Origin of the sequence: Mycobacteroides immunogenum, from assembly GCF_001605725.1 — a bacterium.
Classification (GTDB): Bacteria; Actinomycetota; Actinomycetes; order Mycobacteriales; family Mycobacteriaceae; genus Mycobacterium; species Mycobacterium immunogenum.
In genome coordinates, this window is sequence record NZ_CP011530.1 from 4,755,259 (window position 1) to 4,776,256 (window position 20,998).

General features: G+C 63.9%; 19 protein-coding genes. 5 read left to right on the forward strand and 14 right to left on the reverse strand.

The window, feature by feature from the left end; translation table 11 throughout:
• Positions 1-10 precede the first annotated feature (10 nt).
• On the forward strand, positions 11-1,522 hold the full coding sequence (locus ABG82_RS23585) for an alpha,alpha-trehalose-phosphate synthase (UDP-forming) (protein ID WP_043076710.1): 1,512 nt from the start codon (positions 11-13) through the stop codon (positions 1,520-1,522).
• Here ABG82_RS23585 and ABG82_RS23590 read toward each other — a convergent pair.
• The 12 genes from ABG82_RS23590 to ABG82_RS23645 form a co-directional block, all read right to left on the reverse strand.
• Positions 1,519-2,022: a mammalian cell entry protein gene (locus ABG82_RS23590; RefSeq protein WP_162269208.1), complete on the reverse strand. Its 504-nt coding sequence runs from the start codon at positions 2,020-2,022 to the stop codon at positions 1,519-1,521. The genes ABG82_RS23585 and ABG82_RS23590 overlap by 4 nt on opposite strands.
• Positions 2,001-2,678 (reverse strand): hypothetical protein, encoded by a 678-nt coding sequence (locus ABG82_RS23595; protein WP_043076712.1) that lies wholly within the window; start codon positions 2,676-2,678, stop codon positions 2,001-2,003. The genes ABG82_RS23590 and ABG82_RS23595 overlap by 22 nt, the downstream gene beginning before the upstream one ends.
• Positions 2,675-4,204, reverse strand: a complete 1,530-nt coding sequence (locus tag ABG82_RS23600) for an MCE family protein (protein WP_052510935.1) — start codon at positions 4,202-4,204, stop codon at positions 2,675-2,677. The genes ABG82_RS23595 and ABG82_RS23600 overlap by 4 nt, the downstream gene beginning before the upstream one ends.
• Positions 4,204-5,379, reverse strand: a complete 1,176-nt coding sequence (locus ABG82_RS23605) for an MCE family protein (protein ID WP_043076714.1) — start codon at positions 5,377-5,379, stop codon at positions 4,204-4,206. The genes ABG82_RS23600 and ABG82_RS23605 overlap by 1 nt, the downstream gene beginning before the upstream one ends.
• Positions 5,376-6,764: an MCE family protein gene (locus ABG82_RS23610; protein ID WP_052510943.1), complete on the reverse strand. Its 1,389-nt coding sequence runs from the start codon at positions 6,762-6,764 to the stop codon at positions 5,376-5,378. Before ABG82_RS23610 ends, ABG82_RS23605 begins: the two co-directional genes overlap by 4 nt.
• Before the next feature lie 5 nt (positions 6,765-6,769).
• Positions 6,770-7,828 carry an MCE family protein gene (locus ABG82_RS23615; RefSeq protein WP_043076716.1) on the reverse strand — a complete coding sequence of 353 codons (1,059 nt, stop codon included), beginning with the start codon at positions 7,826-7,828 and terminating at the stop codon, positions 6,770-6,772.
• The gene (locus ABG82_RS23620; RefSeq protein WP_043076717.1) at positions 7,821-8,855 is read right to left on the reverse strand and encodes an MCE family protein; all 1,035 of its coding nucleotides are present in this window, start codon (positions 8,853-8,855) and stop codon (positions 7,821-7,823) included. Before ABG82_RS23620 ends, ABG82_RS23615 begins: the two co-directional genes overlap by 8 nt.
• Entirely contained in the window at positions 8,855-10,054 is a 1,200-nt protein-coding gene (locus tag ABG82_RS23625; RefSeq protein ID WP_043076718.1) for an MCE family protein, read from the reverse strand. The genes ABG82_RS23620 and ABG82_RS23625 overlap by 1 nt, the downstream gene beginning before the upstream one ends.
• 15 nt (positions 10,055-10,069) lie before the next feature.
• Complete coding sequence (locus ABG82_RS23630) at positions 10,070-10,876, reverse strand: MlaE family ABC transporter permease (RefSeq protein ID WP_043076719.1); 807 nt, start codon at positions 10,874-10,876, stop codon at positions 10,070-10,072.
• A 53-nt stretch (positions 10,877-10,929) separates the two neighbouring features.
• The gene (locus ABG82_RS23635; RefSeq protein ID WP_005071300.1) at positions 10,930-11,697 is read right to left on the reverse strand and encodes an MlaE family ABC transporter permease; all 768 of its coding nucleotides are present in this window, start codon (positions 11,695-11,697) and stop codon (positions 10,930-10,932) included.
• A gap of 237 nt (positions 11,698-11,934) precedes the next feature.
• The gene (locus tag ABG82_RS23640; RefSeq protein ID WP_043076720.1) at positions 11,935-12,840 is read right to left on the reverse strand and encodes a 3-oxoacyl-ACP reductase; all 906 of its coding nucleotides are present in this window, start codon (positions 12,838-12,840) and stop codon (positions 11,935-11,937) included.
• 94 nt (positions 12,841-12,934) lie between these two features.
• Positions 12,935-13,126, reverse strand: a complete 192-nt coding sequence (locus ABG82_RS23645) for a ferredoxin (RefSeq protein ID WP_030096329.1) — start codon at positions 13,124-13,126, stop codon at positions 12,935-12,937.
• A 228-nt stretch (positions 13,127-13,354) separates the two neighbouring features.
• Between ABG82_RS23645 and ABG82_RS23650 the strand changes: the two genes are divergently transcribed.
• From ABG82_RS23650 to ABG82_RS23665, 4 genes are all read left to right on the forward strand, one after another.
• A complete protein-coding gene (locus ABG82_RS23650) occupies positions 13,355-14,533 on the forward strand; it encodes an acyl-CoA dehydrogenase family protein (protein WP_043076721.1) in 1,179 nt (392 codons plus the stop codon).
• A gap of 16 nt (positions 14,534-14,549) precedes the next feature.
• On the forward strand, positions 14,550-15,647 hold the full coding sequence (locus tag ABG82_RS23655; RefSeq protein WP_043076722.1) for an acyl-CoA dehydrogenase family protein: 1,098 nt from the start codon (positions 14,550-14,552) through the stop codon (positions 15,645-15,647).
• Positions 15,648-15,656: 9 nt separating this feature from the next.
• Entirely contained in the window at positions 15,657-17,162 is a 1,506-nt protein-coding gene (locus ABG82_RS23660) for a long-chain-fatty-acid--CoA ligase (RefSeq protein WP_043076723.1), read from the forward strand.
• 92 nt (positions 17,163-17,254) lie between these two features.
• Entirely contained in the window at positions 17,255-18,112 is an 858-nt protein-coding gene (locus ABG82_RS23665) for a DUF559 domain-containing protein (RefSeq protein ID WP_043076724.1), read from the forward strand.
• 68 nt (positions 18,113-18,180) lie between these two features.
• On the opposite strand, the gene ABG82_RS23670 is transcribed toward ABG82_RS23665, so the two are convergent.
• Complete coding sequence (locus tag ABG82_RS23670; protein WP_043076725.1) at positions 18,181-19,296, reverse strand: NAD(P)H-dependent flavin oxidoreductase; 1,116 nt, start codon at positions 19,294-19,296, stop codon at positions 18,181-18,183.
• Between the two features lie 2 nt (positions 19,297-19,298).
• Positions 19,299-20,951 (reverse strand): acyl-CoA synthetase, encoded by a 1,653-nt coding sequence (locus ABG82_RS23675; RefSeq protein ID WP_162269209.1) that lies wholly within the window; start codon positions 20,949-20,951, stop codon positions 19,299-19,301.
• Positions 20,952-20,998 lie beyond the last annotated feature (47 nt).

Here is a 20,998-nt window from a genome sequence, read left to right on the forward strand (position 1 = left end):
AGAAACAAACATGGCGCCCCAGTCGGATCAGCGATCGTCCGTGACGCCTGCCACCGGCACCTCTGACTTCGTCGTCGTCGCTAACCGGCTCCCCATCGACCTGGTGAAGCTGCCCGACGGCAAGACCACCTGGAAGCGCAGCCCTGGCGGACTCGTCACCGCGATGGAACCGCTGCTGCGCAAGCGCCGCGGCGCCTGGGTCGGCTGGCCGGGTGTCCCCGACACGGACGTCGAACCGGTCTCCGAGGACGACATGGTCCTCTACTCGGTCCGCCTTTCCACTCAGGAAGTCGCCGAGTATTACGAGGGTTTCTCCAACGCCACCCTGTGGCCGCTGTACCACGATGTGATCGTCAAACCCGAGTATCACCGCGAATGGTGGCAGGCGTACGTCGACGTGAACCGCAAGTTCGCGGAGGCGACGGCTGCGGTCGCGGCGGAGGGCGCCACGGTATGGGTACAGGACTACCAGCTGCAGCTGGTGCCCAAGATGCTCCGCATGCTGCGCCCCGATCTGACGATCGGTTTCTTCCTACACATTCCATTCCCGCCGGTCGAGCTGTTCATGCAGATGCCCTGGCGCACCGAGATCGTCGATGGCCTACTGGGCGCCGATCTGATCGGCTTCCATCTGGCCGGGGGCGCCCAGAACTTCATGTATTTGGCGCGAAGATTGGTCGGCGCCAGTACATCTCGTGCATCCATCGGTGTACGTTCTCGATTCGGCGAGATCCGAGTGGGCTTCCGCACCGTCAAGGTGGGCGCGTTCCCCATCTCGATCGACTCGACGCAGCTCGATGGCGTTTCGCGCAGCAGGCAGATTCGCCAGCGCGCCAAGGAAATTCGCGCCGAACTCGGCGGCCCCCGCAAGATCCTGCTGGGAGTGGACCGACTGGACTACACCAAGGGCATCGACATCAGATTGCATGCCTACGAGGAACTGCTCGCCGAGGGCCGCGCCAGCCGCTCCGACACTGTTTTCGTCCAGCTCGCCACACCGAGCCGCGAACGTGTCGACAGCTACAAGAAGATGCGTGGCGACGTGGAACAGCAGGTTGGCCACATCAATGGCGAGTTCGGCGAAGTCGGGCACCCGGTGGTGCACTATCTCCATCGGCCGGTCCCGCGCGAAGATCTCATCGCCTTTTTCGTCGCCGCCGATGTCATGTTGGTGACGCCCCTGCGCGACGGTATGAATCTGGTGGCCAAGGAGTACGTCGCTTGCCGTAGCGATTTGGGCGGCTCACTCGTGCTCTCCGAATTCACCGGCGCCGCAGCAGAATTACGCCAAGCCTATCTGGTCAACCCGCACGACATCGACGGCGTCAAAGACGGTATCGAGTCGGCACTGAACCAGAGTCCCGAAGAGGGGCGGCGCCGGATGCGTGCGTTGCGCCGCCAGGTGCTGGCACACGATGTGGATCGGTGGGCACGCGCTTTCCTGGAGGCGCTATCGACCCCGGCCACCGGCGACTCAATCGCACCCGAGCAGCCCGCGGTACTGGGCGGCGAGCCTCTCTAGAGCGGTGTGATGTAGGAGATGAGCCACTTGTCTCCTACCCGCGTGTAATCCACCTGAATCGACGATGAGTCGTACACCGGTGTACGCGACTGGTCGGTGATAGTGCGGTTCATGTACACCACCACCTGCGCCGAGTCCCTATGCGCGGCAATGATTCCGGTTCCCACAATGCTGGTCTGGCTGACGATCTTGCGCTGCTTGGCCTGCGGAATGATCTCCCGGTTGGCCTTGTCTTCGAACTCTCGCCGGTACTCCGGGGTCAGCCCCGGGTATTGCTCGTCGAGGCTGCGCTCCACGGTCTGATAGTCGTACCCGAAGATGCTGCCGACCTGCTTGCCGGCCTGCTTGATGAGCGTCTCGCCCGCGGCCCGGCTGGCCACCGTATCGGCCCGGTGCCAGTACAAGCCGCCCGCCACCGCCGACAACCCGACGACGGTCAGCACTACCAATGCTATGAAAATCCTTGTCAACCAGCGCATCAGCTCTGTCCATCCGGCCAACGCAGGTCGTATGCGGTCATATTGCCCTGCTGGTCCTCGGCGACGATCATCCGCATGCGGTACGACTTCGAGGGCTCGTTGACTCCCGAATCCGCGTTGGTCAGCGTCACCCGTGCCGAGATGAGGATCGACGCCTTCTTGCTGACTTCGTCGATGCTCTCCAGACTCGCTTTCTTGATCACCACCTCCGAGCTGGTTCCGGTTTGGTGATACAGCGCCTTGAGATTGGCGGTGTTGTCCGGGTTGAACGTGCCCCGCAGCGGGCCGCTGGTGCTGTTGACGAACTGGTCGACGTTCTTGTCGATGCTATCCGGGCCGTAGGTCATCATGTTCGTCACCGTCTGCACGGCGGTGTCCACAAAGCGCTGATCGCGTGCGGCGCGGAGATCATCACGATGCTGGGCGCGCCCCATCAGTGCCAGCGCCACTCCCAACGCTACGATGAGTACCACCACCAGCACCGTGGCCGCCCGCATTACGCCGCGCGTGTTGCCCGGCCTACGCGAATCATCAACAGTGGGCTCCGGTTTCGGCCGACCCTCGGTGCGGCCCAGTGACACGCTGATCGGCTCGGCGCTAACCTCGCCCGTCGGGCCCGCCGGCCGCGCCGCACGCCGCCGCGGGCTGAGCGAAACGCTCTTTTCTTCTTCGGTCATACCGGTTTCGGTCCCAGCATCAGATCCGACCATGTCTCTGCCTCACTGCCACGGTCCAGCGCGGGCGCGTACACGCTCGGCTGATTGTTGGCATCAAGAAACACACCATTCTTCGGATCATAGGCACGGGTCGCCGGCTGCCCTGATTTCGCTGCTACCGGCATCGCACCCGCACCCACGGGCGGTGCTTCCGGAACCGGCGAAGGCGGCGGGGGCAGTGTCGGAGTGCCCGGGTCCGGCTCAACACCCGGCGGGATGTTCGGGAACTTGTTGGGCGGCAAGATGTTGCGCGGGTCTTCCACCGGCGTGTCGTACGGGGCCGGGGGGCCACGCCACGGGTTGCTGCCGATCGGCACGTATCCACGCGGGTCGCGGCACAGCTGGATGGTCGGCGCCCGCTTGCCGGGGAACTCCTGGCACGGGTAGTTGCGGGCGCCGCGTACCGCGCTGGGATCGTTCTGCGCGGTCTTGCAGTACATGTCCCGGGGTAGCTCACGCAGCGTTTCATCGGCCGGGGTACGCATCAACGGTGCCGGCACGAAACCGGTCAGGCAAGGCGGCGGATCGCCGAGGTTCAAACGAAAGTCCAGCTTGGCGCCCTCGTCCATCGGCTCACCGCCGGCAACCGTCAGGATGGCCGCGAACAACGCGGGTAGCAGCACCAGCGACTGCTCGATGGACTTGTTGTAGATGACTCCGACACGCCCCAGGTTAGCCAGGCTCGCCGCCAGCACCGGGAACGACGGGCGAATGCCCGCGAACAGCTGCGAGGCCGCCTCGGCAGCACCCGGTGCCACCGTGAGGAACTGTCGCAGCTGCGGGTCGGCCTTGGCGAAATGTTCGGTCAACGCTCCCAAGCTGGACACGGATCCGCGGATGTTGTCACCGCTACGAATCTGGGCATCCAGCAGCGGCCCCACCTGATCGATCAGTTTGGTGGTGCTGTCGTAGTCGGTGTTGGCTTCCTGGATCAGCAGCCGAGACGAATCGATCAGCCGGGACAGCTCCTGGCCCGACCCGTTGAACGCCTTGAACGCCTCGGCCAGCACTTCCCGCAGCCGGGTGTCCGCGACGGTGTTCACCAGGCCGTCGGCCTGGCGCAGCAGGGTAGAGACATCCGTGGGAATTGATGTGCGATCGCTTCCGATGACATCGCCTTGGCGCAGGACTCCGGCCGCACCCGTTGGCGGGGGCGTCAGATCCACATACTGCTCGCCGATGGCGGAGACACTCTTGACCGCCGCCAGCACATTGCCGGGCACCTTCACGTTGTCGTTGAGCCGCATGTTCGCGGTGACACCCTCGGGAGTCAGCTCAACATCGGTGACGCGGCCGATCTGAACACCACGGAACGTGACATTCGCGTTTTGGTACAGACCGCCCGAGGCGACGAATTGCGCCTTCACATCGTGTTTCCCGATGCCGAGTGCCGTGGGCACCCGCAGGTAGAAGATCGCCATCAACGCGACGCTGATGACGGTGACGGCCGCGAAGATCGCCAGCTGTATCTTGATCAGCTTTTCCATCAGCGCCCACCTCCCTGCGGCGCGGCAGGTGTCGCGGGCGCGGGCAGATCAAACGGATTGCTCTCCTTGCCGTTCAAGTTGGCCATCGATCCGATGAGCCACTCCGGCGGGTTCACCACATCGTTGAAGTGCTGCATGTTCGGGTCGAAGAACGATGTGGTGAAAAGTGTTTCACCCAAACGCCGCGCTGTCAGGTCGAAGGTGACGAACACGTTCAGATAGTCCCCGCGCACCGCGTTGCGCAGGTATTTGGTGCTGAACGGGAAGGTGGGCAGCAGGTCGAGGCTGTCGATCAACACATCCCGGTTCTCGGCCAGCGCCCGAACCACCGGGTACAGGCCCTTGAGATCGGCCACGATGTCTTCCTTGGTGGTCCGCAGCACCCGATCGGTGATCTTCGCAAGGTTCCCCACCGAGCGGAAGGCCTCGATGATGTTGGCGCGGTTCTCGTTGAGCACCTTCAGCGCCGGTTCGATCGAATCGATAGCCCGCCCAAGGCTTTCCTTGTGCTCGGCGAGGACACGTGAGAACTTGTCGATGCCCTCGATGGCCGAAATGATGTCGGCCCGCTGCGAGTTCAGTGAGGAGATGAGCGTCGCGAGCTTGGGCAGTACCTGAGTCAGGTTCCCGGTACGCCCCTTGAACAGGTTGTAGGTCTCATCGGTGATGTCTTGTAGCGCACCGAGATTTCCCTTGTTGACCACCACCGACAAAGCGGACAATACCTCTTCGGTGCTGGGGTATTTGCCGGTACGGCTCAGCGGAATGGTGGCTCCCCCGGTCAACTTGCCCACCGCTGGCTCGCCCACGGGAGCTGCCAGCTCGATGTGCTGCGAGCCGAGCAGACTCGTCTGCGCGACCTTCGCGATGGCATTAGCCGGCAGGTGCACCTCGGGCCTCAGAGAAACCTTCACGCCGGCATACCAAGAGCCATCGGGTTTTTGGAAGGCGTCGATACCAGACACACTGCCCACGGTGACGTCGTCGACCATGACGGGCGAGTTCTGCGGCAGCGTGGTGACGTCCGGCAGTTCCACGGTGACGGTGTAGGACCCCGATCCGTGCCCTGCCGTACCCGGCAAATTCAGCGAGTTCAGTCCATTGAACTGACACCCGCTGACGACGACGGCGACACCGGCGCCCATGGCGATACCGCGTAGTGCGTTCCGGCTCATCGCGGTGCTCCTGGGATCGCCGGCGGTGCGGTGTCATCCGCCGGGAAGCCCGGCGGCACCGGACCCGGCTCGGCGGGGCGCAGCTCCGTGCCCGGGGGCGGCGGTGCGTTGACTTCATCGGGCCCGAGCATCAACGCGCTCAGATCCTGCGGCGACGGCTTCGGCGGCGGTGGTGCGCCGTTGGGCCGGACCCACACCAGATCCTCACGGGGCGCCTCCGACTTCGCCTCGGTCTCAGGGGTGTCGTAGATGATCTGCCCCTTGTACGCCGAGATCTGGTTGATCGGGTGCAGCAAGATCGGCGCGTAATTGAAGGTTGCCCGGCGCAGCACGGGTCCCATACGTTCGCGGCAGATCTCGGCTCGCTTCAAATACTCGGTCTTGGTACCTGTTTCGAATACACCGCCGCAGATGAACTGCACCGGGTTGGCCAGGTTCGGAATCGAGAGCATGCCATTCAAGGTGCCGGCCGCCGGGTTGTAGATGTTGTAGAAGTTGGCCAGACCATTGGGCGCCACATGCAGAATCTGTTCCAGGTCGTCGCTCTGATCCGAGAAGATCTTCACGAAATCATTCAGCTTGTTCACCTGATCGATCAGCGCAGAGTTGGTGTCCCCCAGGAAACCTCGCACATCGGTGAGCGCCTGGTTCAGTGCACCCAGGGTGGCGCCGAGGTTCTCCGTGCTGGCCGCCAGCACCTTGGACACCGAGGCCAGATGGGTACTGAACTGCACTATCTGCTCATTGGAATTCGCAAGCGCGTCCACCAATGTCTGCAGGTTCTTGATGGTACCGAACAGATCTGTACGCGAATCACCGAGGCGGCCTGCCGCCTGCGAGAGCTCGCGCACCGCATTACGGAAGGAATCACCATTGCCGTCGAAGGTGGTGGCCGCCTGATTGATGAAATCGCTTACCGGGCCCTTGGATTGCCCCTGCGGCCCCAGGCTGTCACTGAGCTTGGCCAGCTCGGTCTTGACCTCGTCCCATTCGATCGGAACGGCGGTCTTGTCCAAACCCAGCGAGGCCCCGTCGGCGAGAGCGTGCCCCTCGGTGTATGCCGGGGTCAGCTGGACAAACCTGGCGGTCACCAGGTTTGGAGCCATGATGATCGCCTGAGCACCCTCGGGCACCTTGAATTTGTCCGGCATCTCCATGGTGACCTTGACATCACCCTCGCGCGGCTCGACCGCAGTGATCCGTCCAGCCTTCACCCCAAGAATCCGCACATCGTCACCCGGGTACAAGCCCACCGCCGACGCGAAATGACCGACGATCTTGTAGGTTCCGCGACTGGGCCACACCCAGTACAGAAGGCCACCCACGAGTGCCACGGAGAGCATCGCGAAGGCGCCTCGTTTGAGCCAGGTCCGCGATTTCGAGATAGCTGTCATGGCGATTTCGGCCTCATGAGTTGGCGCTCGCCGATCAGGCCGTTCAAATAGTCCGACAAACTGGCCGGCAGCTTGCCGGGCTGGAAGTAGGCGTCGAACGCGACAGCGGTCAGCGTGGCGGGCGGGAAACCGTAGACATTGACATGGAAGCCGGGTCCGGAGGACACCACCTCACCGAGCGCCGTGGCATATCCGGGCAGGCGCTTGAGCGCCTCGCTGATGTGCGCCTTACGGTCCAGCAGATCATCGAGCACAAGACTCAGCTTCTCCATGGCAGGACGGAACTCCTGGCGGTTGTCGGCCACAAATCCGCTGATCTGCTGCGACAGTCCCTGAATGCGGTTGATCAGCTCACTGATCGCCAGCCGCCGCTCATCGAGTGCCGCGAACAGCTGATTGCCGTCCGTCACAAGCTTGTTCACCTGCCCGGCGCGCTCGGCAAGAATCCCGCTCACCGATTTGGCGTGCGTCAAGAGCTGCTCGAGCGCGGCGTCACGGGCGTTGAGCGTGCGCGAGAGCGAGGCGACACCGTCCAGCGCCCCACGCAGCTGCGGGGTGGCATCCCGCATCGCCTCGGTGATGACTTGCAGTGACTGGTCCAGCTGCGCCTTGTCGATCCCGCCGGCCGACGCGCCCAAATCGCTCAGCGCGCTGTTGAGTGTGTAGGGGGTGGTGGTGCGACCGATCGGAATCTCGGTGATACGGCCGGCTCCTGCCGGTGTCACCGAGAGCGACTTCTCACCCAGCACAGTGGTGGTCCTGATCGCCGCGAGCGACTGATCGCCCAGGCGGATGGATCGGTCCACAGTGAAGTCCACCCGAACCTTGTTGCCGGCCAAGGACACATCCTTGATCCGGCCAACCTTGATGCCCGACACGAAGACATTGCCGCCCGGCTCGAGCCCGCCCGAGTCGGCGAAATACCCCGTGTAATTCCGGCCCTGCGGCCAGAACGGTAGTCCGGTGTAGCCGAACGCGACCAGCACCAGCATGGTCACCACGGCGATTCCGAAAATGCCGGTCCGTACCGGATCCTTCTCCTGAATATCACTCATTTTTGAAGGCACACCTGCCCTTCGAGGGGTCCGGCGGTCCACCGAATGGGATCAGCCAGTCGGTGCCGACGGGCCCGTTGACCTTGATCCGGATGGAGCAGTAGTAGATGTTGAAGAACGATCCATATGCGCCAAGGGCGTTGAGCCGCAAATAGTTCTCGGCCAGGTTCTCCACGACGACGTTGACATCGGCCTTGCGCTCGTCCACTCGTGTGGCCAGCTGGCGAGCTTGCTCAATGGTGCCCTTGACGTACGGGCGGGTGTCCTTGAGCACCGATTCCAGCGACGACGCCGTGGACGCGAGCGGCGGCAGCGCACCGGCAACCACATCGCGCTGCTGCGCCAGCCCGGAGACGAGCTGCTGCAGCTGGTCCACACTCGAAGAAAACTGGCTGCTCTTCGAATCGACGGTGGCCAGCACCTCATTCAGGTGGTTGATCACATCACCGATCAGCTGATCACGCTCTGCCAATCCTGAGGTGAACGACGATGTGTCACCGAGCAGTTGGGACAGCGTGCCACCCTGGCCCTGAAGAATCTGGATGAACGCGTTGCTGATCTCGTTGACCTTCGCGGCGTCGAATCCTTTGAGGACCGGCCGCAATCCACCGAGCAGCGCGTCCAGATCGAGCGCGGGCTGCGTGTGTTCTTTGTCGAGCGTTCCCCCGTCGGGGAGCTTGCGCAGCTCGCCTGGGCCCGAGGTGATCTCCAGATAGCGATCGCCTACCAGGTTCTCGTACCTGATGATCGCCCTGCTGGAGCTGTAGAGCTGGTACTTCGAGTCAACGTCGAAGGTCACCTCGACACTGTTGTCCCGATTCAGGGACACGTCCTTGACACGCCCCACCGGCACTCCGGCGATACGTACCTTCTGCCCGGACCGCAGGTCCGAGGCCGTGCTGAAGATCGCGTGATATCGCTTGCCGGAGCCAAATCGGAACTCGCCGAAGGTGATGATCAGTCCGGCCGCGACCAGCAGCATCACCACGGTGAAGACGATGACTTTGATTTGTGTGGCGCGCTTCATCAGAACTCACTTCGCTTCGCGAAGGCACCGTTGTACAGATACTGCAGGGTGTCGGGAGCGTTGACCTGCAGCTCCTCCAACGGCTTGTACGGGATGTACGCGTTGTCGGTCACCAAGAAGGGCGACCGGAACCATGACCCGTTCTGGGTCTTGGTCGGGATATTGGGCAGGCCACGGCAATTGGGGCCGCCTGAGGCGTTCACGATGGGCAGGCTATCCGGATAGGTGTAGACCGGCGCACCGAGCGGAAAGCTGTTCGACAGGAACAGGCCGGGCCGCACCCCACCGATGAGCGGAGTGAAGGTCACCAGCGCCTTGGAGATCGCTTGCAGCGTGCAGGGAATCTCCGGCGAGTACCGGCCCAGCAGCGTGGCGGGGGCGCGCAGCCGTTGGAGCGCCGCGGTCAGGTCCTTCTCGGCGGGCGCCAGTGTCTCGTATCCGTTGTTGCCCAGACCTATCGCCGCGAGCAGTGTTGCCTTGAGATCCTGCTGTTGGGCGACGACGGTGCGGCTCAGCGGGGGCAGGTTATCCAGGATGCGCACGATGTCCGGCGCGGCGTCGCCATATATCTGCCCCACTTGTCCTGCCTTCTGGAAGTCCTGTTGCAGGGTGGGAAGTTTGGGATTCAACTGGTCCAGGTACTGATCGAGCTCGACAAGGCCCTGCCCGAAATTGTCACCGTTGCCGCGTAGCCCTTCCCCCACAGCGGTGAGGGTGGCGTTGAGGTTGACGGGATCGATCTTGCCGAGCAACCGGGTCAGGTTCTCGAAGACGGTGTTGACTTCGAGAGCGACGGCCTCGGCGGTGACCGTTGCGCCCGGCCGTAGCGATGAATTCGAAGGCTTTTGCGGTGCAAGGAATTCCACCGATTTCGCACCGAAGACGGTGGTGCCGGCGATACGGACGGTGGCGTTCGACGGGATCAGGCGCAGATCCTTGGCATTGACCGCCAACTCCAGCTTGGCCTGGTCGTTGGCATAGGAGATCGACTTGACCTTGCCTATCTGCAACCCGTGGAACTTGACCTTGCCGCCCTCCTCCATCACCAGGCCGGCGCGGGGCGAGAGGACGGTCACGGGCTTGGTGTCCGCGAAGGCGTCGTTGTACGCCAGGTAGGTCAGCACAGTCAGCGCCACCAATATGGTGGCGAGCACCGTGCCGGCAAGCCGGACAGACCGGCGCTCAGACGTATCGGACATCTCCTTCCCTATCCCCTAGCCCGAGAGATTGAAGTTGCCGGACCCGCCGTAGACGGCGAGCGAGATGAACAGGGTGACAAGCACAACCACGATGAGGGAGGTACGCACCGCCTGGCCGACGGCGACGCCCACGCCCACCGGTCCGCCCGAGGCGTTGAATCCGTAGCTGGTGTGCACGAGCATGACGACCACCGACATCACGATCGCCTGCAGGAACGACCACAGCAGGTCGGTGGGCACCAGGAAGGTGTTGAAGTAGTGGTCGTACACGCCCGGGGACTGGCCGTTGATCATGACCGTGGTCGCGCGCGACGCGAAGAACGCCGCCAACACCGAGAGCGAATACAGCGGGATGATCGCGATGAGCCCCGCCACCAAGCGCGTCGATACCAGGTACGAAACGGCATGCACCGCCATGGTTTCCAGTGCGTCGATCTCTTCGGCGACCCGCATGGCGCCCAGCTGCGCGGTGGTCCCGGCCCCAATCGTGGCCGCCATCGCAATACCCGCCACCACCGGAGCGACGATGCGCACATTGAGGAATGCGGAGAGGAACCCGGTGAGCGCCTCGATACCGATATTGCCCAGCGACGAGTAACCCTGGACCGCGATGACGCCACCGGAGGCCAGCGTCAGGAACACCGCCACGCCGACGGTGCCGCCGATCATCACCAGGGCGCCGGTGCCCATGGTGATCTCGGCGAGCACCCGGATCGTTTCCTTGCGGTATTTGGTCAGCGCCGCAGGGATATAGCTCAGGGATTGTGCATAGAAGAGGGCTTGCTCCCCGAATTTGTCGAACGAGCGTCCCAATCCGCGCATATACCGAACGGTATAGGAGGTGACTGTGTGCGTCGAAAGATACGGTCCGGTCACTAGTGCTTCACCAGGACCCGCACCCCGATGGCCGTCATGACCACGTTGATGACGAACAAACAAATGAAGGCGTAGACGACGGTCTCATTGACCGCATCGCCGACGCCCTTGGGCCCGCCCTTGACGGTAAGTCCGCGGTAACAACCGACAAGACCGGCGAAAATGCCGAACAGGAAGGCCTTGACCTCCGAGATCATCAACTCGCCGAGGCCGGTCAGCACCGTCAGGCCGTTGATGAAGGCCCCGGGGTTGACCCCCTGCAGAAACACCGAGAACACGTAGCCACCGACCATGCCGATGGCGCACACCAGCCCGTTCAGCAGCAGAGCCACAAAGGTCGACGCCAGTACCCGGGGCACCACGAGCCGCTGAATCGGGTCGATACCGAGCACCTGCATCGCGTCGATCTCCTCGCGGATGGTGCGGGCGCCCAGGTCAGCGCAGATCGCGGTGGCACCCGCACCCGCGACCACGAGCACGGTGACCACCGGGCCCAGCTGCGTCACCGTGCCGAAGGCCGTCGCCGCGCCGGACAGATCTGCCGCACCGATCTCGCGCAGCAGGATGTTGAGGGTGAACGCCACCAACACGGTGAACGGGATGGCGACCAAGAGTGTCGGCAACAACGAGACCCGCGCGATGAACCACGTCTGATCCAGGAACTCCTGCCCCTGGAACGGACGGCGGAAGATGTTGCGGAACGTGGCCAGCGACATGGAGACGAAGCCGCCGACGGCGCGCGCGGGCGCCGCGAGCTGCTGCTTCAACCTTCGCTCCTTGTCTCACACATTCCGGTACTGCCGACGTCTCGCCCCTATGCCCCGGTTAACGATCGACGTGTACCTACCACGCTGTGAGGCGCACCATACTAACGAGAAAAAATTCTTAGTGTCAATTCATTCGCAGCCGGGCAAATCGCACGCCACGTCCACTTTGTCCTGCGGGTTTGATGCGATAACTAGAACTCGTTCTAGTTAATATCGCATCGCCACCCTCGTCGTTCCTTAATCTTCGACCATCAGCGCGGTCGCGGAAAAAGTGCGCTTGGGATCGTGTCCAGCAAAGAAATCAGCCAGGGTTGAATTCAGTGCTGACGGATCCCACGCGTCCGAATCCGCGGAGAACTTCGCCTCCACAGTAGGCGCTGCCAACAAAGTCACGGTGGGTCCGTACACGATGAACAATTGCCCGTTAACGGCCTCGGCCGCCGGCGAGGCCAGATAGCGCACCAACGTCACCACATGTTCAGGGGAAAGCGGATCCACCGAGTCCTCGGGCGCGTCACCGAAGACATCGGCTGTCATCGCGGTGCGGGCGCGCGGAGCGATGGCATTCGCCCGCACTCCGTACCGGCCGAGAGCGCGCGCGGCCGACAGCGTCAACGCGGTGATACCCGCCTTGGCGGCTCCGTAGTTCGCCTGACCCTCCGGCCCCAGCAGGCCCGCTTCGGAGGACGTATTAATAAGGCGTCCGTAGACGGGGGCGCCCGCCGCCTTGGACGCACCACGCCAGTAGGTCGCCGCATTGCGGGTCAGCAGGAAATGGCCGCGTAGGTGCACATGGATAACAGCGTCGAACTCCTCGTCCGACATGTTGAAGAGCATCCGGTCGCGAGTGATACCCGCGTTGTTGACCACGATATGCAGGCCACCGAGGGACTCGGCGGTGGAGATCAGCTCGTCGGCGGTCGCGCGCTCGCCGATGTCACCAGCGACAGTGACCCCCTTGGATCCCACCGCGGCGATCTCATCGAGCACATCGCTCTTCTCCAACGCGGAAGCGATGTCGTTGACAACCACAGTCGCCCCGGACCGCGCCAGACCAATCGCCTCGGCCCGGCCCAGTCCCGCCGCGGCACCGGTGACGATGGCTACCCGGCCACCCAGATCGGCATCAGCAATCGCGCTCATACAAAATTTCCCTTCAGTCCCGTGTCTTCGACACACTCCATCGCACCGGCGCCGCATCATCGAGCGCGAGCAGACCGGCGATTTACGAATGCCTCTAGTCTTTGCGAATCAATGCGGCACGCGGGCACTCCGCGATCGCCTGCTCGACCAGATCCTCCTGATCGGCCGGTACTTCCTCCTGCAGGATGACGACATAGTCGTCGTCATCGACGTCGAACACCTCTGGAGCGATCCCGAGACATACCAAGTTGCCTTCACAACGGTCAGGAATTACACCGACACGCATTGGAAACCTCTTTCCGGCGCTGCGTGAATCAGCGCACCGACGTCATCGTCTAATTGGGCTGTATCGCCAGACTACGACACGTGATCGCCGACACAACCCCGGTAAAGCCAGGATCGCTGGGCCGAGTTCGTGCGGCATCGCCGCGTCTGGACTCCTTAGACTAGAACGTGTTACAACTCATGTGTCAATGTGGGTCACACTTGAGGTCCACAGCAGCGGAGGTCACACATGCATATCGCCTACACGCCCGAGCAGGAAGAGCTGCGCCGCGAGCTACGCGCGTACTTCGACAAACTGCTGACCCCGGAGCGGCGGGAAGCCCTGGCGTCCAACCAGGGTGAGTACGGCAGCGGCAACGTCTATCGCGAGACCGTCGAACAGATGGGTGCCGACGGCTGGCTCGCGCTGGGCTGGCCCAAGGAATTCGGTGGCCAGGACCGGTCGGTGATGGATCAGTTGATCTTCACCGATGAGGCTGCCATCGCCGGCGCCCCGGTGCCGTTCTTGACGATCAACAGCGTCGCGCCCACGATCATGCACTTCGGTACCGATGAACAGAAGAAGTTCTTCCTGCCGAAGATCGCCGCGGGCAAGCTGCACTTCTCCATCGGCTACTCCGAGCCCGGCGCCGGCACCGACCTCGCCTCGCTGCGTACCTCGGCGGTCCGCGATGGCGATGACTACGTCATCAACGGCCAGAAGATGTGGACAAGCCTCATCGAGTACGCCGACTACATCTGGCTGGCGGTGCGCACCAACACCGAGGTCAAGAAGCATCGCGGTATTTCCATGCTCATCGTGCCCACCACCGCCGAGGGCTTCTCGTACACCAAGGTCCGCACCATGGCCGGGCCCGGCACCAGCGCCACGTATTACCAAGATGTGCGTGTGCCGGTCACCAGCCGGGTGGGCGAAGAGAACGCGGGCTGGAAGCTGGTGACCAATCAGCTCAATCACGAGCGGGTGGCCCTGGTCTCGTCGGCGCCGATCATCACCGCGCTGCGCGAGGTGCGCGAGTGGGCCCAGAACACCAAGGGGCCGGAGGGCCGGATCATCGATTCCGAATGGGTGCAGCTGAACCTGGCGCGCGTCCATGCCAAGGTCGAGTACCTCAAGCTGATCAACTGGGAGCTGGCCTCCACCACCGACGCGGCTCCCTCCCCTGCCGACGCCTCTGCCACCAAGGTCTTCGGCACCGAGCTGGCCACCGAGGCCTACCGCCTTCTCATGGAGGTTCTCGGCACGGCCGCGACGCTCCGTCAGGACTCCCCCGGCGCGCAGCTGCGTGGCCGCGTCGAGCGGATGCACCGGGCGTGCTTGATCCTCACCTTCGGCGGCGGCACCAACGAGGTGCAACGCGACATCATCGCGATGACCGCTCTTGGCCAACCCGCGGCAAGCCGCTAGAAGGGACTGCACTGCAATGGATTTCTCCCTTACCGAGGCGCAGACCGACCTCGCCGGCCTGACCCGCACCATCGCATCGGCGATCAGCACGCCGGAGCGCCAGAAGGAACTCGACAAGCAGGACAGCCGGTTCGATTGGCAGCTGTGGACCAAGCTGGTCGAGGCCGACATATTGTCCACCGCCGCTCCCGAATCGGTGGGCGGCGGCGGATTCGGCGTGCTGGAGCAGTCGTCGATTCTCGTGGAACTGGGCCGCGAACTGGCCGCCGTTCCCTACCTGGAATCGGTGGTGTTGGCAGCCGGAGCACTCGCCACCTTCGGCTCCGAAGCTCTGCGGAACGATTGGGCCGCACCGGCTGTCGCGGGTAAGAAGGTCCTGACCATCGCTCTCGATGGCGAGCCCGGCGAAGGGCCGGTGGCCGCGCGCACCGAGGGTGCGGGCTATGTGCTGACCGGCAACCGCGTCCTGGTGCCGTTCGGTGTCGAAGCCGACGCGTACCTGGTGCCCGCCGAGACCGAGACTGGTACCGCCGTTTTCCTGGTGTCCGCCCAGGACACCGGCGTCACCCAGGAGGCTCTGCACACCACCGGCAAGGACAGCTCCGCCGAGCTGATCCTGTCCGAGGTCCCGGTCGCGGCCGACCGCAAGGTCGGCGGCGTGGAGATTGTGGAATGGCTTCGGCTGCGGGAATCGTTGGGCCACAGCGCGTACCAACTGGGTGTGCTGGAACGGGCGCTGGAGCTGACTGCCGACTACGCGCGGACCCGCGAGCAGTTCGGTAAGCCGATCGGCGGCTTCCAGGCGGTCGCACAGCGGCTGGCCGACGGATACATCGACGTCAAGGGTCTGCGCCTGACCTTGTGGCAAGCCGCGTGGCGGGTTTCGGAGGATCTCCCCGCCGACGTCGACGTCGCCACGGCCAAGTTCTGGGCCGCAGATGCCGGGCACCGCGTCGCACACACCGCCGTTCACGTGCACGGCGGTGTGGGTATCGACGAGGACCATCCGGTGCACCGCTACTTCCTGGCCGCCAAGCGGGGCGAGTTCGCCTCGGGCAGTGCAACGGAGCAGCTGCGCCGGATCGGCCGCGAGCTCGCCGATACGCCTGCCTAGTATCGGGTTGTGAGCACGCCGCAGGACGCAACGGTTACGCAGCTGCTGGCCAACCTGGCCGATGTCGAGGACCGGGGGCTGCATTTCGAGGGCTCATTCACGTCCTGGCGCGATCACGTGGCCGAAAGCCGCCGTCTGGCTTCGGCATTGCGCGCGCGTCTGGATTCGTCGAAGCCACCGCATATCGGCGTGATCCTGGAAAACACACCCGGGTTCGCACGCCTGCTTTCCGCTGCCGCATTAGGTGGCCTGGTGCTGGTGGGCCTGAACTCAACGCGGCGCGGATCGGCATTGCAGCGTGATGTCGAGCTCGCCGACTGTCAGTTCGTGATCACTGATGAGTCCGATACCGTTGCTGGCCTCCAACATCCGCTGATCGAGATCGCGGATGTGCGGCCGGACAACCTGTTCATGCTCATCTTCACCTCGGGTACCAGCGGCGATCCCAAGGCCGTCCAGATCACTCACGCCAAGGTGGCCTCCGCCGGCATCATGCTGTCATCGCGGTTCGGTCTTGGCCCCAGCGACACCTGCTATCTGTCGATGCCCATGTTCCATTCCAATGCGGTGCTCGCGGGCTGGTCGGTGGCACTCGCGGCGGGTGCCTCGATTGCGCTGCGACGCAAGTTCTCCGCGTCCGGTTTCCTCGACGATGTCCGCGCCTACGGGGCGACGTACGCCAACTACGTCGGCAAGCCCATGTCCTATGTGTTGGCGACACCGGAGCGGTCCGACGACGCCGAGAACCCGCTGAAGTTCATGTACGGCAACGAGGCGGCGGTCGGCGATACCGACAGGTTCGCCAAGCGATTCGGCGCCTTCGTGGTCGACGGGTTCGGGTCGACTGAGGGCGGCGTAGCGCTGGGCTGGGCGCCGGGGACGCCGCCGGGCGCCATCGGTCCGCTCACTCCCGACGTCCAGATTCTCGACATCCAGACCGGGAAGCCCTGTCCTCCGGCGATTTTCGATCACAGCGGCAAGGTGGTCAACGCCGCAGAGGCCACCGGCGAGCTGGTGAACGTGACCGGCCCCGGCCGGTTCACCGGCTACTACAAGAATCCCGAAGCCGACGCCGAACGTATGGTCGACGGCAAGTACCACAGCGGCGACCTCGCTTACGCCGACGCGAACGGGTATGTGTACTTCTCCGGACGCCTGGGCGACTGGCTGCGCGTCGACGGCGAGAACCTGGGCACCGCTCCGATCGAACGGGTGCTGCTGCGCCATCCGGATATCACCGAAGCCGCCGTCTACGGCATTCCCGATCCCACCGTCGGCGACCGGGTGATGGCGGCGCTGGTGGTACGCGACGGTTTCGAGGCATCGGCGCTGGTCGAGTTCCTATCCGCGCAGGAGGATCTCGGGCCCAAACAGTGGCCGACATTCGTCCGCGTCGGTACCGACCTCCCGCGAACCGCGACGTTCAAGGTGGTCAAGCGGCAGCTCGCGGCGGAGGCACTGGACACCACCGACCCGCTGTGGCGGCTCTCCGGGACCACCTACATTCAACCCTGACACCAGTGTGCGGATCCGGTCGAAATCTCGCCAATATTCGACACTATCCGCACACTCGGGTGACTGTCGGTGGTCCGTGCCAGGCTGCGCCCATGGCGGACGTACCGTGGCCGGTCATCAGGGCCGAGGCACTCGCGAACCGTGTCGTCACCGGGTACGCCCTGCGACAACTCACCGCGCTGTACCCCGGCGTTTACGTGCCCGCGGACGCGGAGCTCACACCGCGCAAGCGAGCGGAAGCGGCGTGGCTATGGTCCAAACGCCACGGAATCGTGGCCGGCATATCCGCTGCCGCATTGCATGGCGCCAAATGGCTACCACAGGATGGTCCCGCTGAACTCATCCACACCAATCGCCGCGCTCCACGCGGAATCTCGCTATGGAGTGACCATCTGCCGAGCGGCGAGCAGACGGTGGTCGACGGGCTACCTGTCACCACACCCGCACGAACCGCATACGACATCGGACGACGAACCTCCGTCGATCTGGCAGTAGAACGTCTGGACGCACTGATGAATGCCACGGGGCTTTCCGTCGCCGACATCGTGACCATAGTGGCGGACCATCGCGGCGCACGGGGGCTCAATCGCCTCATCCAGGTACTCGATCTGGTCGATGGCGGCGCCGAATCACCATGGGAGACACGCACCCGCCTCATCGTTGTCCGGGCCGGATTCCCCACCCCACAGACTCAACTCGTTGTCCGGAATCGTTTCGGCGACTTTATCGCCCGCCTGGACATGGGGTGGGAAGACCGCAAGGTGGGCATCGAATTCGACGGTGCGCAGCATTGGACGAGCGCGCATCAACGGACCCGGGACATCGACCGCGCCACCGAGCTCGCCGACGAGGGGTGGCGCATCATTCGGGTGAGCTCCGACATGGTGCGCCATCGTGCGGGAACGATCGTCGCCAGGGTCGCGGAAGCATTCACTGCGCTGGCCGCGTAGATCGAGCGTGCGAATCCGGTCGAAATCCCGGCAGAAATCGACACAATCCGCACGCTCGGCGGGTGAAGCTAGCCGCGGATCTCGTTCAGCCGGTCGACGGTGCTCTCGAATCCGGCCACCAGGTCGGCCACAATCTCAGCGGTGGGCCGAATCTCGTTCATCCGTCCCACGATCTGCCCCGCGGGGAAGCAGACAGTCTCGGGGTCATGCGCGCGATTCATCCGCTCGTGTGCCCCGCTGACCAGAATGTTCTGCAGAGGCATCGGCAGCGGCGTCGGCGCGTCCTCGGCATCCCAGGCCTGCGTCCATTTGGTCTTCAGCAGCCGCGCCGGTTTCCCGGTGTAGATGCGGGTACGCACGGTGTCGCTGGAGGTGGCCTTCAGCAGCGCCTGCTGCACCACGGAATCGCCACCGGCGGTGACGGTTCCGAGGTCGTACTCGGCGGCGGTCAGCCAGATGGAGCCGGTCCACACACCCGAAGCACCGAGTGCCAGGGCTGCCGCCGCCTGCCTGCCGCTGCCGATACCGCCGGCCGCCAGCACCGGGGCGCTGCCGTCGAGGGCATCCACAATCTCGGGCCAGAGCACCATGGATGCCACATCGCCGGTATGTCCACCGGCCTCATAGCCTTGGGCCACCACGATATCGACGCCGTTTTCGACGTGCCGTTTGGCGTGTTCGGCCTTACCCGCGAGTGCGGCCACCGGCACGCCATGCTCGTGCGCCTGGTCGATCACGTCCTTCGGCGGAGAGCCGAGCGCATTGGCGATCAGCTTGATCGGATGCTTGAGCGCGACTTCCACATGCGAGCGGGCCACCGAATGCAGCCAGCCCAACACCCCCGCCGACTCACGTTCGCCCGGCAGTGGGGGCACGCCCAGGTCGGCAAGAGTCTTCTCGACGAAGTCCTTGTGCCCCTGCGGGATCAGTTTGTCGATGTCCACCGCGGTGCCCTCGGTGGGCACCTTGGCCGGCATCACGATGTCGACACCATAGGGCTTGCCGTCGGTGTTCTCATCCATCCAATTCAGAACGGCGTCCAACTCGTCGGGATCGTTGAAGCGGACACACCCCAGCACACCCATGCCGCCCGCGCGGGTGATGGCCGCGGCGACCTTTTCCGACGGCGTGAAACCGAATATCGGATAACGGATTCCGAACCGCTCACACAGGTCGGTATGCATGGTCAGGCTCCCGTGTTGACGTGCTTGGAGTTCACCAGGTCCACCTTCTCGGTTTCGGAGATCTCCTTGGCCCAGCGGTAGTCGGCCTTACCCGCGGGGTTGCGCTTGACGGACTCCACGATCCAGACGCTGCGCGGCACCTTGTATCCAGCGATCTCCTTGCGCGCGTGGATATCCAGGTCCTCAAAGGTGAGCTCCACGCCCTCACGCACCGCGATGACGGCACCCACATGCTGGCCCCACTTCTCATCGGGCACGCCGACGACAACCGCGTCGAACACCGCCGGGTGCCCCTTCAGGACACTCTCGACCTCTTCGGGGAACACCTTCTCGCCGCCGGTGTTGATCGATACCGATCCGCGCCCGAGCATCGTCACGGTGCCATCCGCTTCGACGGTCGCCCAGTCACCGGGGATCGCGTACCGCACACCGTTGAACGTCTTGAAGGTCTCGGCGGTCTTCTTCTCGTCCTTGAAGTATCCGACCGGGATATGACCGCTCTTGGCGATGAGCCCGCGCACCCCGGAACCGGGCTGGATCGGGTTGCCTTCCTCATCCAGAACCGTTGTGGTGGAACTGATCTTGACGGTCGGGCCACCCGGGTGCATCTGCCCCTTGGTAACGGTGGACAGTCCGCCGGTGCCGGTCTCGGAGGCGCCGATCGCGTCGGTGATCACCCGGTTGGGCAGCAATTCCAGGTACCGCTCCTTGACCGTCTGCGAGAACAGCGCGGCACTGCTGGCCAACACCCACAGCGAGGACAGATCGCGGGCGCGGCCCACCTCGGTGTCCAACGCGTCGATCAGCGGTCGCCCGATCGCGTCGCCGGCGAAGAACAGCATGTTGATCTTGTGCTTCTCGATGAGTTCCCACACCTCTTCGGGGTTGAACTCGGGCGCGAGCACCGTGGTGCGCCCCTGGAACAGGGCCATGAAGGTCGCGGCCTGGGTGGCGCCGTGGATCATCGGTGGGATCGGGAAACCGATGAATGGAGCGGCCTCGGCTCCCTGCTTTGCCAGGTCCCACTCACCCTCGATGTACTCGCCGGTGACGTAGTTGATCCCGCCGAACAGCGAGCGATAGATGTCCTCGTGCCGCCACATCACACCCTTGGGGAAGCCGGTGGTGCCGCCGGTGTAGATCAGGAAGATGTCGTCGGGGCTGCGCTCGGCGAAATCACGTTCCGGAGATCCCTGCGCCAGCGCATCTGCGAACGCGACGCCGCCGTACGAGTCAAACGACCCGTCCGCGCCATCTTCCACCACGATCGCGGTCTTGACGTTCGGGGTGCTCGGCAAGACGTTCGCGACCTTGTCCGCATACCGACGCTCATGCACCAGGGCCGCCATATCGGAGTTCTCGAACAGGTAGTGCAGCTCGGCCTCGACGTACCGGTAGTTCACGTTGACCGAGATGGCACGGATCTTGACGATGGCCGTCAGCGCCACGACGATCTCGATGCCGTTCCGGCAGTACAGACCCACCTTGTCGCCCGGGCCCACGCCCCGGCTCTGCAGATAGTGCCCCAGCCGGTTGGACTGCTCCTCAAGCTCTGCGTATGTCAGCTTTCGGTCACCGGAAATGATGGCAACACGATCGGGCATAGTGTCGATCGCATGCTCAATGAGGTCGGCAATGTTAAGGGCCATGTCCATAAATTAGAACGTGTTACATTTTTAGACAAGCCCCGGCCCAATGAAGG

Excerpts from the sequence above, each read along its gene's own strand:
- ABG82_RS23665 (WP_043076724.1), top strand. The coding sequence starts at position 17,255 with ATGGCGGACGTACCGTGGCCGGTCATCAGGGCCGAGGCACTCGCGAAC.
- ABG82_RS23645 (WP_030096329.1), bottom strand. The coding sequence starts at position 13,126 with ATGCGTGTCGGTGTAATTCCTGACCGTTGTGAAGGCAACTTGGTATGT.
- ABG82_RS23650 (WP_043076721.1), top strand. The coding sequence starts at position 13,355 with ATGCATATCGCCTACACGCCCGAGCAGGAAGAGCTGCGCCGCGAGCTA.
- ABG82_RS23615 (WP_043076716.1), bottom strand. The coding sequence starts at position 7,828 with ATGAGTGATATTCAGGAGAAGGATCCGGTACGGACCGGCATTTTCGGA.
- ABG82_RS23600 (WP_052510935.1), bottom strand. The coding sequence starts at position 4,204 with ATGGAAAAGCTGATCAAGATACAGCTGGCGATCTTCGCGGCCGTCACC.
- ABG82_RS23595 (WP_043076712.1), bottom strand. The coding sequence starts at position 2,678 with ATGACCGAAGAAGAAAAGAGCGTTTCGCTCAGCCCGCGGCGGCGTGCG.
- ABG82_RS23675 (WP_162269209.1), bottom strand. The coding sequence starts at position 20,951 with ATGGACATGGCCCTTAACATTGCCGACCTCATTGAGCATGCGATCGAC.
- ABG82_RS23605 (WP_043076714.1), bottom strand. The coding sequence starts at position 5,379 with ATGAGCCGGAACGCACTACGCGGTATCGCCATGGGCGCCGGTGTCGCC.
- ABG82_RS23630 (WP_043076719.1), bottom strand. The coding sequence starts at position 10,876 with ATGCGCGGATTGGGACGCTCGTTCGACAAATTCGGGGAGCAAGCCCTC.
- ABG82_RS23625 (WP_043076718.1), bottom strand. The coding sequence starts at position 10,054 with ATGTCCGATACGTCTGAGCGCCGGTCTGTCCGGCTTGCCGGCACGGTG.
- ABG82_RS23620 (WP_043076717.1), bottom strand. The coding sequence starts at position 8,855 with ATGAAGCGCGCCACACAAATCAAAGTCATCGTCTTCACCGTGGTGATG.
- ABG82_RS23640 (WP_043076720.1), bottom strand. The coding sequence starts at position 12,840 with ATGAGCGCGATTGCTGATGCCGATCTGGGTGGCCGGGTAGCCATCGTC.
- ABG82_RS23585 (WP_043076710.1), top strand. The coding sequence starts at position 11 with ATGGCGCCCCAGTCGGATCAGCGATCGTCCGTGACGCCTGCCACCGGC.
- ABG82_RS23655 (WP_043076722.1), top strand. The coding sequence starts at position 14,550 with ATGGATTTCTCCCTTACCGAGGCGCAGACCGACCTCGCCGGCCTGACC.
- ABG82_RS23670 (WP_043076725.1), bottom strand. The coding sequence starts at position 19,296 with ATGCATACCGACCTGTGTGAGCGGTTCGGAATCCGTTATCCGATATTC.